This is a genomic window from Gracilibacillus saliphilus (assembly GCF_010994085.1).
Classification (GTDB): Bacteria; Bacillota; Bacilli; order Bacillales; family Amphibacillaceae; genus Gracilibacillus; species Gracilibacillus lacisalsi.
Genome location: NZ_WJEB01000004.1, coordinates 216,461 through 231,069 on the forward strand (window position 1 = coordinate 216,461; position 14,609 = coordinate 231,069).

Consider the following 14,609-nt stretch of genomic DNA (forward strand, 5'->3'; position numbering starts at 1 on the left):
TTTTTATCTATTCACCCATAATATCTTGTAGACCTCCTTCTGCTTCTTCCATTGCACTCATTACATCTTTTCCTGAAAGAATCTGTTGCGCTAAAGATTGTAAAACACCATCCCCTTCAATTTCATTTAATTCCGGAAAACTTCCATTAAAATATGTAGAGGTAGTAAATGCATTCGGAATGTACTCATCGTAAACAAATTTATAGTCTTGGTCTTCTTGAAAATATGGCTCTTCTGAGAAAGAGACTCTTGCAGGCAACTGATTAGAATTCCCTTCTGTCCATAATGGCAACTGATTTTCAGACCACCATTTCAAGAAAGTTTTAGCTTCTTCCGGATGCTCTGTTTGCTTATAAAGCATAATGTTATTAACCCACATAACAGTTCCTTTATTTCCATTGGGACTTTCTAAAGCTGGTAAGATACCAACTTCATCCGTTATTTCTGGGAATTCACCTCTTGTGCCTGGTGTACCAAGGTACAGCGCTGCGTTCCCTTGTCCAAATGAATTTAATGCATCATCCTGCCCCATTCCTGGAGATGCAGGATTAATTGAACCGTCTGCTTGTAGATCAGCTAAAAATTGAATCGCCTCTTGATTTAGCTCATTATTCACTAACTCTACATGACGATCCTCCGTAAAAATACCTCCACCATTGTTGAAGATTAAGGTAAATAAAGTATGAATACCATTATTTGCTCCACCTTCAATAGCTAATCCATACTGACCATCTCCATCAGTTAACTGATTAGCAGCCTCTCGAAACTCTTCCCAATTTGTTGGTACTTCTACTCCCGCATCTTCAAATAAGTCTTTTCTGTACCAATATACCCTTGTATCTAATCCCCAAGGTAATGCTAGATAATGACCGTCATATTGCATCGCTTCGATCGTTCCAGGATAAAAGTCATCTAGTTTTCCTTCAGCTTCCCATTCTTCAATTACATCATCAATCGGTAAAATAGCATCTTGCCCATAAAATTGGAATGCTTGAAAACCGGCTCCAGTACTTATATCAGGGGCTGTGCCTGATGCGATTGCTGTAGTAAATGTTTGATACCAGTTTGCCCATGGAGTAGATTGATAGGTTACATTTATATCAGGGTGTTCTCTATTGAATTGATCAACTATTTCTTCAGCTGCTGTTATGTATTCTGAAGGTCCCCAAGACATATCCCAAAAGCTAAGTTCGACCACTTCTCCACTTTCACCTTTATTGTTTTCACCAGAGGTATTACCATTAGAACTATTATTAGTCCTATTTTCACTGCTAGATGAATCACTTGAACACCCTACAATAATTGTAAAAATAACAGCCAGTAATAAAACATTTAAAAAACGCATTTTGTTACGCATAAACATAAACCTCCATGATTGAAATAGTATTTTTATGCTATAAACTACAGCGTTACGACTACATTATTCTTACGATATAACGGTTTGTTTTCTCCTCCACCTCCCTAAATCCCAAAATAAAATATAAACGTTTACATTTTGCGACAAATGTTGCTATTGCCAGTAATCTTTATTAAATTCTTGATATAACCAGGACGTTTACACGTAATTCTACATAAAAATGATATTTGTTTCACTACAAAATATAAACGTTTACATTTATAAGTAAGCGCTTACTAGTTAAAACAAATGTTAGCATACTATTTTTATATTTTCAATAAAATTTCTCATTTTTTTCAATATTTTAGGTGTCTCTTTTAATTAACTGGGTAGGAAGTATTATTTTTCTAGGAGCAATGCTTTCACTACTCTCCATTTGTTCAATTAATATATTAACAACTGTTTTCCCCATTTCATGTATTGGTTGTTTAATAGTTGTTAAAGATGGGCTAATAATACTAGAAGTACTAATATCATCGAAGCCTACAACGGAAATATCATCAGGTACTAACAGCTTTTTCTCCCTGATACCATTTAACGCACCATATGCAATTAGATCGTTAGCACAGAAAATAGCCGTGAATGTTGAGTTCCCCTTTAATAATTCTAGCACTGCTTTATAACCAATTTCCATAAAATTAGCATCGTTGCGCGTTGAAAAAATAATATCCTCATTTATCGGAATGTTGTTGGTCATCAAGCAATTTTTATAGCCAAGCTCTCTTTGTTTAGATGCTCGATCAGTTCCAATATACGCTATACTATTGTGTCCTCTGCTTATCAAGTATTCTACAGCATTTATGGCTCCGCCCAAATGATCGACGTCTACAGAAATAATGTCCGACAAGTTTTGACTTTGTAATCCTACCATTGATATACCATTTTCATAGAAAGTAGAAAGCATTTCATTTACCTTTTCATCCATTCCATGTGTTAACGGTCCGACAATAATCCCGTCCACATTTCTTTCTTCAAATAATTCCAAAACAGATATAATTTTATCCTTTTCTCTATTATGTGATGCAAGTAATAGTGCATAACCTTTATCCCATAATGCATTTTGAATAACTTCAGCTAATTCAGACCAGTAGCTTGCTAACTCTGGAAGAATAAACCCAATCATTTTTGTCTTCTTTTGTTTCATAGATCTAGCACTATAATCTGGTTTAAAATTCATTTTTTCAATTGCATCTAGAACTTTTAACCTAGTATCTTGCTTCACTTTATCTTTCCCATTAATAACTCTGGAAACAGTCGCAATTGATACATTTGCCTCTCTGGCCACATCTTTGATGGTTTTTTTCACTTCCATTCAGATCCTTTCCTGCAGTAAAGTATAAACGTTTACATGTATTATGATATAAATTTCGCTCAAAAAAATCAAGACTTTTTATCTATTTTTTGTGACAATTATTAAGCATTTCGAATCAGTTCAATCAGCTATTTTTTTTACAACTTTTTATACATTATTGTTTGTAAATCTTGAAAACCAATTCGGTGATAGATCTCTTTCGCAAAGTTGCTAGCAAATACATTGAGGCGAATTTCTTTAAAACCACGATATTTACTATCAGTCACCGCAGCTTGTAATAATTGTTTAGCTATCCCTAGATTCCGATATGCGGGTAAAACATACAGTTCATAAATAAATGCATGAGGTGAATTTGTAATATAATCTACGTTTTCCCCAAGCAGAATCCAACCAGTAATTTCTCGATTGACATGTTCATAGACTAAATAATATCCATTTTGATCAAGTGTAAATAACGCCATTTGCACAGCTTGTTCTTGACTGATAGCTTTTTTAGATAACGTACCTTCATTTGCAGCATCCTTCGCTTTTGACAAAATAAACTGCACATCTCTATTCGTTGCCTTTCTAATCATAGTTACGCCCCTCAAAATAGAATTGTAATGATGTGAACCACCATAAGTAATAGCATATTTCTCGATATGGAGGATTAACAATACAGTTTGACGGTTGCTCACCATAATAAAGCATATGTTCTAAATTCTTTTTTGTTCTGTTGTACAGAGGGACTGTTACACCGATACTATAAAGTAAAGGATATTCATAGTCAATAATCAAAAGCTACCATCCGAGATATGAAACGAAATCTCAAGATGGTAGCCTTTTTTGTTTCACTCATCCAATTGTGGCAATTCATCTATTTTAAATGACGGCATGTCCCCATTTACCGCTCCATCACATCTTCTACTGTGGTATGGAGTTTTCTGCATTGATATAACCAGCACCATAGATGTTATTATCACGGTCTTCCCACAAATCCACTCCATTTTTCAGTAGTTCTTTCATCTCATCAGGTGTTAAATCTGGGTTATGCTGCTTCATCAAACTAACTACGCCAGCACAAATTGGTGTCGCCATCGACGTACCTGACATGGTAAAGTAATCCTCTCCGACACGACTTGATTTTTGCAATTTATCAATATAAGAATTTGGTGAACGCAAGGAAATAATATCAACACCAGGAGCTAGAATATCTGGTTTCACTTCACCATAAATCGTTGGTCCTCTACTAGAGAAACTTGCTACGTCATCATCTCCGCGAGTATCTGCGGTATCACGATCATCTAATGCTCCAACAGTAATAACACGATCACTCAGACCTGGACTTGAAATCGTTTGTGGGTCAGGTCCGCTATTACCAGCTGCAACACAGACAGTAATCCCATTCCTCCATGCTTCCTCTACAATTTGAACCAATGGATCCCGATCTTCTTCTCCATAATCCTGTGGCTCTGTTCCAAGGGACATACTCATGATATCAATCGGAGTATCCGGATTATTTTCATTATATTGGATACACCATTCTACACCTTGGATAATCGTATCTAAAGAACCAGATCCTACATTATTCAATACTTTTACACCTGCAATATTTGCTTCTGGAGCTGGTCCTGCGTACGCTCCAGCAGAAGCAGAACCATTACCAGCTGTATCTCCTGCGCAATGTGTTCCATGACCGTTATCATCATATGGTTCAGAGCGATTATTGACAAAATCCACAAAATCAGTGATTCTTCCTGATAAATCTTGATGAGGATATACCCCTGTATCAAGAATTGCAATTTTGGTCCCTTGTCCTGTTAATGTTGTATTATTTCGAATTACTTGTTTCGCGTTAGCTGATTCAACCGCAACATCTAATAAGGCGTGAACCTCTTTATTCTTATATACCTTTTTGATATGCTTACAGTTTGATAGTATCTCATCCAAGCTGTCAGGGGTCATATCTGCTGAACAACAGGAAATCCTCGAATGATAATGATATAACTTATTTTTCCGATATTTTTTTGTGACCTCCTCTATTTGGTGACAGCCCGATTCATAAGCCTCAGGATGAAACTGAACTATAATTGACAGTTTTTTCTTACGTTTTAACCTTTTTTCAGCTAATCGATGCAAAAAACACGGTGTATATTTAAAAGGGCGATACAGATTAATTAACTCATCCCGTAAAGGACGATCTAATTTACTCGCATGGTTACGCACCGTCTGAATCATTGAATATCCAAACAAATTATCCCCTCATTTCTTCTTTTTCTACAAGCTATGAGTAAATGAGGGGGTTGGAATCCGTGATTGTCCATAAAACGTCGAAAATAGGCGAATTAGCAAGAAAAGTGAGATTTTCTTTAATGGACCCACAGAAATGAAAAAGAAAGCATACCAATGGTTCAAAAGGTATGCTTTCTTTTTGCATATTTTTAATAGAAAAATTTGATCGCTTCGTAACTATATCCAAATCATCCACGGTTAAAGCGTAATTGTTTAAACAAAGAGTTATTTATCTGGCCTTTGGCCTTTAACAGGTTTTGGTTTATTTTTAGTAGTTTGATAAACTTTAATCGCTTGTTTGAGTTCTTTTTCTGCCTGATCCAATTCCATTTTTGTTGCTGTATTGTCATCTGTAGCAAGTTGTGCTGTTTCAATTGCATCATGGAACACCTTTCTCGATCCTTCATCGTATTTGATAGGGTGATTAACATTTTCTGTTCGGTCATACAATCGCTGTGCTCGATCAATTGTTTTAATTAATTTTGATGCCTCAGCTTGAATGGTCACCTTAAATGTCATACCCGAAACAAGAATTTTCTCACCATTCTGATCTTCCATTACTACATCATTTATAGTGATATTACTGATGTCTGCATCAGCTTTCTTATTTGTACGGAAGATCAACTTTTGTAAGTTTTCATTTAAAGAATCTGCATCCTCAGATCGATCCTCTGCTACAAATTGTAATTCTCCTGAATTAATTTCATGCGTCAGGATACGGAACCCTTCTTTCTCTGCTGTTTCTGCAAAACCTTCAAAACTGATTTGTTCTTCATCAAAGCGAATCGTAACATGTTGAGTTGGCAGTTGTCCTTTCATGCCTTCTAGTCCATATGCTAGAGAGAACTTTTCCCCTGCTCGAACGCTATTTTCACCAGACAAATGCGCTGTTAGCTCGGATGGCTCTTCGTCTTCATCATCTTCTGTAACACGAATAATCGCTTCTGTATACACTTCAGGATTCGCCGCACTTGTTGCTCTCACACGTACTTCTCCTGCCGCAAGCGCTGTTACTAATCCACTTTCAGAAACTTCTGCAACTTCCTCAGTAGATCCTTCCACACTCCATACGATTTCCTTATTCTCTGCATCTTCCGGTAAAATAATTGCTTCTAGTTGGTCACTTTCTCCAACTGTTAAATCTACTTCTTCCTTACTCAGCTGAATAGTTTCTGCTACCACTTCTTCGTCAGAACCTGATTTATCAAGTGGGATTAAAGTAAACTCATCAACTGTTCTACCACCTATCGTTTTCGTGATAACTTGAAGGTTTTCTCCATTAACTTCTACAGCTGCGTACATTTGCGTTTTTTCATCATCGACAACTTTTTGCCATGGATATTCCGTAAGACCGTAGTACTTATTACCAGTACCTCCTGGAGTCAGATAAGTCGTCCCTTCACCTTCAGCAACCTGTTCCCCATTTTTCATCGGGTGTGAACGTAAATAAATATGGTCATGACCATTAAGAACAAGATCTACACCGAACTCGTCAAATACTGGTACCCAGTGCTCTTGGACAGATTCTGTTACATACGTACTTCCATAAGGACTGCGGTGAAACACTGCAATCGTCCAATCTTTGTCATTTTGTTCTAAATCCCTTTGCAACCACTCACTTTGTTCTTCAAAATCATATTCACTATTAAGGAAAACAAAATGAATATTATTATAATCGAACGAATAAACCGTTCCGTCTAGCGTTTCACCAAGATAATCTGAGCTCGGATTATTATAGTGTGCTAAATAATCTTCATTCATCCGGGTTCCAGTCACTTCATGGTTACCTACAACCGTTTGTGTAGTTGTGTTTAGCAAATGGTCTTGAGCTGTCTCAAACCACCAATTCCACTGCTTTTCATTATGACCATGATCAACCATATCACCAAGGTGAATAATAAATTCACTGTCGGGATAATGATTAAACGCTGTGTCCACTGTATTGCCCCATAGCTGATAAGTCTCTAGCGAACCTGCCTGGGAATCACCAAACACCAAAAATTTCGTTTCATTGCTATTAGTTGGTGCAGTCTTAAATGTTCCTGTCTCGCTATAATATCCCTTACCATCTCCAACACGATACGTATAAGAAGTTCCTCGTTCCAGATCATCTGCACTTGCTTTATGAACACGGATCGTACCATCCAATGTTGTGTTATAAGAATAGTTTGTCCCTATATATTCCATCACATTGTCTGCATCAAAGCCAGAAAATTCTTCGGTTTTCACTAATTCAACCACTGTACCATCAACACTCGGATGAGTATTCCAGTTAAAACGCCTCTCAGTTGTTGATTCCGCACCCATAGCAACACTAATATTAGTTGGTTTCATTTCTCCTGCGAGTTCTGAAACTTCAAAGCTGTGTACAGGACTGTGACGATTGCCTTCAACTGCCTGGACCATATGTGTTGTCACTTCTTCGGTTAATAGTGGAGTACGCAATATACCATTTTCGTCTGTTACTAGATTTTCGTCACCTATACGCTTGCCATTAGCATAAAGAGAAGCACCTGCTACAGGCTGATCTTGTTCATCCAATACTTCAAAGGTTGTTGTCTGTCCTTTCGCATATTGCTCGTTCCATTCCAGCACAAGCTCATGACCAATTTGTGATACCATATTTAAACCAGCATAGCGCTGTGGTTCAGAATCTCCCACTTGTAGTATCTCCCCAGATACAAACTCAATCTGATTTGCACCTTCAGCATCGGCTTTAATGTCATAGTGAATCTGTGCTAAAATTTCGTCATCTGTAAGGTTCTCGTTCTCCAGATTCTCGAACATTACTTTAACCATCCCAGTTTCTGCATCAATAACTTCTCTTACCTGGCCATCCTTTAAAAGAGAATGAGGCGAGACTGACCAATTCTTCGTTTGATCTGGATCGAATTGAAATTCCAGATGGCCACCACTCAATTTTTTAACCTGGTCACCTTTAATGTCTACCGTATATATTTGGCCAGCATATACATTTTCTAATGTTGTGTAACGGAACTTCGATGAGCCTGTGTCCACATTAAATTGCCATTCACGAATTGTCTCATTGTCAGACATATCGCGTACTGCAAGCTTAACATCGTGAATACCGTCACTTAAACTTTCTTCTGGTGTATAGCTGATTTGCCCATTTAATGGATAAAATGCTGGCTCGACTTGCTTACCATCAACATACATTCTTATTTTTTCAGGATTGATGAGCGTGTTAGCAGGATGCAAATCAGGATCGTAATGCGCATCCTCAGCAAAAGCTTTAATTGTTGGCATGTTTGTTTCAATCGTTTCATCTTCTGCTGGATAAATATCACGAACGATCGGCGGTTCGCGGTCTTCTTCGACATCGCCGTACAAAACGCGAATATCATCAACAAAAAGAGTTCCATCCGTTTTATTACTATTATTTGTCTCCATGTAACGCACTGGCATATCTATTGTTAATGGCATTGGGCGCCCCTGCGGAATATTTCCTTCAACATAACGCCATCCCACCCAGTCTACACCTGGATTACTACCAGTTAGATCTACAGGAAAAGCGTTACCATCTCCATCACGAAACTGTGCACGTAACCAATGTCCTTGCCCATCACCATATACCCACATTCCTAGCTTCATAGGATATCCAGGCACCTCTAATCGGTTGCTTGCACCTTTTACTGTTAAATAGGCACCAGATGTGCCAGTTTTCCCTCGAAAATCGTAATCAAGACGTAGTGAATGATCTCCTGAGCGGACATAATCCTGATTAGACTCTAAATCTGCGCTTACCGATACATAAGTAGCTCCAGACTGATTATAATAACGATCATGAAATGCAAAATCATCTGAAAAATCATTAAAATCTTCTATCATCACTGGTGGCTGTCCAACACTTAGGCGTGTTTCAGCCGTAACTTCTCCATAGCTTACAACTACTTTCCCATTTACTTCATCTTGATTTGTGGCCGTAAACACTCCCTTATCATTTACGGTACCAATATCCCCTTCGACCATCCAGTCAAATTGATCTGCATCAGCCTGAATGACTTGACCATTACGTAAAGCTGTTATATCTAAGTTCACTGTTTCACCTGGCATAACCGCCATTTCAGTTGTTTCCAACTGCAGATCAGTCAATTCATTTACAACTTCAACAGATGCCACTCCATCGTTAACATTTGTTGAGGAAACTCGTAATTCACCAGTGGACGCATGGCTAGAAGCAATATATTGGCCATCTGTTATTTCACCAATTTCCTCATCATTACTCCACTCTAGTAATCCATCGAATGATACAGCATGTCCATTGGTATCAACAGCGGATGCATCAAATGAAAAACTCGATCCACTCAAAACCCGCTCAAATGATGGCGAAATAACCAAATTTTCTGGCTCATTTGTTTCTGACGCTGTACTAACAAGAAGCAACCCGTTCGCATTATTTCGTTCCCCACCATCAGAACCACTATTTAACATTCGTGCAGTGTGCTCTCCAGGCATCCTGCCTATAAAAGTAGACGATCCACCACCATCCAAGTTCATCGCATTTTCTACACCTAAGTCCTTCATAACAAGCGCGAGATCATCCAACTTTAAGCCTTCACTAAAACCTGGCTGACGTCCATCCACTTCATATAACACAATCGAACCGTCTGGCTTAGTACCAATCGCACTGCGGGGATGTACCCCAGGACTTAGATCAGTATTGGCTTCACCATTTTCAACAAGCATGGAATTTCCACCGATTGCTGTCACTACTTCATCCCATGGAGATTCAACAAGGAAACTTGCTTCTACAAGATCACCTGCTGTAAGTCCTGCTAAGATCTCCCTTGCTGTTCCGCTCGCGGATAAAACAGCCTGTCCTTCAGTAAGTTTTGTATTTCCTTCATTCTGCCTCACTTCCACAACTTCCATTATCACCGTTTCGCCACTTTGAACCATACCAGATTGGATATCAAGTACAACTTCATCACCACTATTATCCGTTTGTGTTGATGTGTAGTACTTATCTGTATACAAGACAAGCTGATTATTACCACGTAAACGATTAATATGATTGATCGAAAATGATTGGCCGTCTATCTGTAACTCTTTATGTAAATGTTGATTGGGACGACCATAAACACTTCGCCCGTCCTCGGTAACACCGAATGCATATTGATTATTCGAACTCGGAGTATTATAAATCTCGCCATCTAATATAAACAACCCATTCGGTATGCCTGTTGCTACTTCATAAAAGTCACCATTGATACCAGAAATCACGCGGTTACCAGGCCTGTCCACATCCCCTGCCATTTCAGTCAATGTGTGAAAACCACGCACTTTGCCTTGACTTGTCCCACCTTGTAGTTGTACATGCTCGTTTGCAGGATCAAACTCAACAAAATGCATTTTTTGCAAGCCATGTTCTGTCTCCATATTGCGCCAATTATAATTTACATCTGGAACCAATTCCACCTGCCGTGTGTCCAATACTTTGCCAAATTCTGTTTCAGGCAGCGGAGCAGCAGTTGACGTCATTAGTGGAAAAGAAATAAAAATACATGCCCAAAAAAGAAGTATGTAGAATACTTTCGCTTTTCTCCTCCACCAATCTTTAGTAATTATATGATCCATCTTATACCTCCTGAAATTTATTATCGTAAATTCCAACTTCTATTCTAGGAAGCTAATATTAAGTAGAACATGTATTTGTATAAATTTTTTGTAAATGTTTACTCATTTGTCATTGACTAGGTAAATTGATGCAGGTATAATGTTATGCTGATGTTTTTCTTTATACAAGTAATAAATACCTGATATGAGAGAACAATCATTCCTGTACCTTTTTCTAACTTTAAGCAATTGTAGAAACCTACTAATGAGAGTTTTGGTTAACTTCTGTGGTATGTTAAAAATGAGGAAAGTTTTCTAAAGACTCATGAAATACAGACGGTAGATCCGTGAAAACGGAATTTAATAGTTGACATTCCTATTCATTTGTGAGATTATAGATAAGTTAACAAAGTGAAGTAACAAATAAGTGTATCTGGCATTCTACGGAAAGTTTTTCGAAGATGCTTATTCACACTGGCGCGACTAAGGGGTCGCAAGGACGTAAGAGCAGGTAGGGCTTATGTTGCTTAAGTTAGAAAATTCCCAGTGGAACATGTACCGCGGTTAAGTGAAATTCAAAAAATGAAATTTCCCACCCTAATTTATAGGGATATTAAAAAATAAAAAATCTTATGTGTTACTTTAGAAATCAAAGGGGTACTCTTATAGTAAGAGTACCCCTTTTCCAATACATATAAATGAAGAAAGAAGGTTTTAACATGAATAATCAAATAGGTACAATCCAAACGCTGGAGGTGCTACGAAAAATCGATACTGGTTATGTTTTAGAAAACGACATACTCCTTCACCATAATGAAACAGCGTCGGAACTTGAAGCTGAGCAAACTGTTGATGTTTTCCTATATCAGGATAAAAAAGGACAAACTGTTGCAACTACACAATTACCGACTATTCAAATCGATACGTATGGCTGGGCTGAAGTTGTGGAAGTCTTACCACACTTAGGTGTATTTGTTAACATTGGAACAACAAAAGAAATTCTCGTATCAAAAGATGATCTGCCATTGTTTGAAAACGTATGGCCAGCAATAGGCGACCAGCTTTATGTTACATTAGGAAAAGATCGTAAAGGACGCCTGCTCGCAATCCCTGCAACAGAGGGAATTTTGGAAAGGGAATTTGAATTTGCACCGGATGATTTATTAAATAAAACCATGAGTGGTCGCATCTATCGCACAGACAGAGAAGGGGCTGTTTGTATTACAGAAGAGGGCTATCGTGGGTTTATCCATCACACTGAACGAAAGGAAGAACCACGTCTAGGTGAACTAGTAGAGGGTCGCGTAATTGAAGTGAAGCGTGACGGAACATTAAATGTATCACTACGACCATTAAAACAGCATAGTATGGGTGAAGATGCTGATGCAATATTGGCACAATTAGAAGAAAGTGGTGGCGTGATTCCGTTTTCCGATAAAAGCGATCCTGAAGATATCCGTGACACATTTAACATAAGTAAAGCAGCATTCAAACGTGCACTTGGTAAGTTGATGAAAGAAAGAAAAATTGAACAACGTGATGGAAAAACTTATTTAATTAATAAGTAGAAGTCCTTCTTTCAACATTTTTGATAAATTAAAACTTCCATCAGTAGATTTTTCGTTTCTACTGATGGAAGAAATCTTACTTGATTCACCACTCTAAATTTAAGAAATGCTTGAAGCATAAAGTGGAGGCTTACGGACGGTTATCGCCGTAATTAAGAAATCACTAAAAAAAGTGAATTGATGATTGCATTTGCCAAAGAGCACGACGAATAGGGAAACCTAGTATCATTGGTCTGGTTGATGAAAGGACGACTAGATCCCTGATTTCACCAGCTGGTCAATCCTCTTTATTTAATGCCTCATCGTACATACATCTTGTTTCTTTCCCCTGGAACGGACATCAGCTCAAAGTTCTAGTCTTTTAAATATAAACTACACATTTCGATTGAGCACCTTATTTCTATAGATTGCTAAATTAATCTTTCACAGCTTTTAAAAGCCATTCGCCTTGTTTCACTTGTTTGGATTGCTCATTAGATAGTATTTCATGATAATCAGAGCTGTTCGTTACAATAATAGGCGTCACCGTTGGATATCCGGCATCTTTAATCTTCTCAATATCAAACGTAATAAGAAGATCTCCTTGTTTGACATCTTGTCCTTGTTCTACATGGGGTGCGTAATATTTTCCTTCAAGATTGACCGTATCCAAACCAACATGGATTAACAACTCCAATCCATTCTCTGAACGTAAGCCAATCGCATGCTTTGTTTGGAATAGCGAAACTATTGATCCATCAAACGGAGCTACGACTTTACCATTCATCGGTTCAATTGCTATTCCTTCTCCCATAAGGCCTTTCGCAAAAGTGGGATCACTTACATTCTTAAGCGGAATAATCTCCCCTTCCAATGGACTATTCACTGTCTGTCCTTCAAATGTAGACTGTTGTTCATTTTTAACAGCTGATAGTTCTTTATCCTCTGTCTTCTCTTTTTTACTCTCGATGTCTTTAAATCCAAATACAAATGTTAATAACATTGAAATTGCTATTGTGATTAATAGCCCTAGAATAAGATAGATAAATTTAGAGCCACCGAAAACTGGGAGACTTGTTAAACCTGGTAATACGAAGGCTGATGAAGTTACACCTAATCCGGTTACAAACGCACCACCGATTCCTGAGCCGATTAAAGCAGCGATAAACGGTTTTTTCAACCGCAAGTTTACTCCATACATTGCTGGTTCTGTGATCCCTAGGAACGCAGAAATACTTGAAGATGCAGCGATCGTTTTCATGTCTTTATTTTTCGTTTTCATAAATACAGCGAGAGCAGCTGCAGCTTGTCCCATATTAGCCATAAGAAATACAGGAATTAGATAATCATATCCAAGAACAGCAACATTTTGGATCGCTATCGGCATTAATCCATAGTGCATTCCGACAATAACTAACAGAGGTCGCGCAGCACCAAGAATCCCACCAGCGAGTATACCAGCACGCTCAAACAACCAAGTAACACCGTCTGCTAATCCTAAACCTAGATACGAACCAAGTGGTCCAATGGCAATTAGTTGAAACGGAATCATTATTAATAAAATAATAGTAGGTGTAAAGATAATACGAAGTGCACTTGGCATTTTAGCATCTATCCATTTACTAACATAACTTAATAACCATACAGAGATAATTATAGGAATAACGGTAGAACTATAATTAATAAATGGAACTGGTAAGCCAAATAATGATAACCCTTCCGCTCCACCTTCAGCAATTGCTTTTTCTCCTTCGATTAACGTTGGATACATTAGTCCCCCTGCTAATGCAAGAGCAAGAAATTCATTCGTTTTAAACTTTCTCGCAGCTGACACAGCAAGAAAGAAAGGCAAGAAATAAAATACAGCATCTGCAACAATATTTAAAATAGCTACAATATCACTATCTTCGGGTGCCCAATTCAATGTGGTAACTAGTCCTAAAATTCCTTTCACTAACCCGGCACCAGCAATTGCAGGAATAATTGGTGTGAAAATGGACGCAATTATTTCAAAGAAGCGCCCGATAAAATTCCCCTTTTTTTCTCCTTTCGTGGAATCATCGTTCGTTTCACTATCAAAGTTACCTAGTTTCCCTAATTCCTTGTATACCTTTTCAACTTCATTACCAATAACTACTTGAAATTGACCACTTTGATTTTGGACACGAATGACCCCATCAAGTGCCTCTATCTTTTCCTTATTTGCTAAATCATCATTTTTCAAATTAAATCGCAATCTTGTATAACAATGCGTAACACTTCCAACATTTTCTTTGTCTCCGACAAGAGACAGAATATCTTGGGCAAGTTTTTGTTGATCCATATCATTTCCTCCTTCATCTATATAGAGTGAATAGTAATTAGGGTGTTAGCTCACCTGATCCCACATTTTGCTTTTTTGGTTTTCTTAAATCTTAAAATGTGGGATAAATTAGATAGATAAGCTTTTAACCAATTACTTATAAAGTGTTGAGTTATAGTAATATTTAGGAATTTAGCTACAATA

At 37.8% G+C, this 14,609-nt stretch carries 7 protein-coding genes; 1 reads left to right on the forward strand and 6 read right to left on the reverse strand.

Features of this window, described 5'->3' with window-relative positions:
* Nucleotides 1–7 precede the first annotated feature (7 nt).
* The 5 genes from GHT08_RS07360 to GHT08_RS07380 form a co-directional block, all read right to left on the reverse strand.
* Entirely contained in the window at nucleotides 8–1,357 is a 1,350-nt protein-coding gene (locus tag GHT08_RS07360) for an ABC transporter substrate-binding protein (RefSeq protein WP_163580787.1), read from the reverse strand.
* Between the two features lie 343 nt (nucleotides 1,358–1,700).
* Nucleotides 1,701–2,708 carry a LacI family DNA-binding transcriptional regulator gene (locus GHT08_RS07365; RefSeq protein ID WP_163580788.1) on the reverse strand — a complete coding sequence of 336 codons (1,008 nt, stop codon included), beginning with the start codon at nucleotides 2,706–2,708 and terminating at the stop codon, nucleotides 1,701–1,703.
* Between the two features lie 137 nt (nucleotides 2,709–2,845).
* Entirely contained in the window at nucleotides 2,846–3,283 is a 438-nt protein-coding gene (locus GHT08_RS07370) for a GNAT family N-acetyltransferase (RefSeq protein WP_163580789.1), read from the reverse strand.
* 328 nt (nucleotides 3,284–3,611) lie between these two features.
* A complete protein-coding gene (locus GHT08_RS07375) occupies nucleotides 3,612–4,940 on the reverse strand; it encodes a S8 family peptidase (protein ID WP_163580790.1) in 1,329 nt (442 codons plus the stop codon).
* Nucleotides 4,941–5,204: 264 nt separating this feature from the next.
* A complete protein-coding gene (locus GHT08_RS07380; RefSeq protein WP_163580791.1) occupies nucleotides 5,205–10,577 on the reverse strand; it encodes a phosphodiester glycosidase family protein in 5,373 nt (1,790 codons plus the stop codon).
* A gap of 698 nt (nucleotides 10,578–11,275) precedes the next feature.
* Between GHT08_RS07380 and GHT08_RS07385 the strand changes: the two genes are divergently transcribed.
* On the forward strand, nucleotides 11,276–12,124 hold the full coding sequence (locus GHT08_RS07385; RefSeq protein WP_163580792.1) for a CvfB family protein: 849 nt from the start codon (nucleotides 11,276–11,278) through the stop codon (nucleotides 12,122–12,124).
* Nucleotides 12,125–12,539: 415 nt separating this feature from the next.
* Here GHT08_RS07385 and GHT08_RS07390 read toward each other — a convergent pair whose 3' ends face one another.
* Nucleotides 12,540–14,426 (reverse strand): beta-glucoside-specific PTS transporter subunit IIABC, encoded by a 1,887-nt coding sequence (locus GHT08_RS07390; RefSeq protein ID WP_163580793.1) that lies wholly within the window; start codon nucleotides 14,424–14,426, stop codon nucleotides 12,540–12,542.
* Nucleotides 14,427–14,609: the final 183 nt, after the last annotated feature.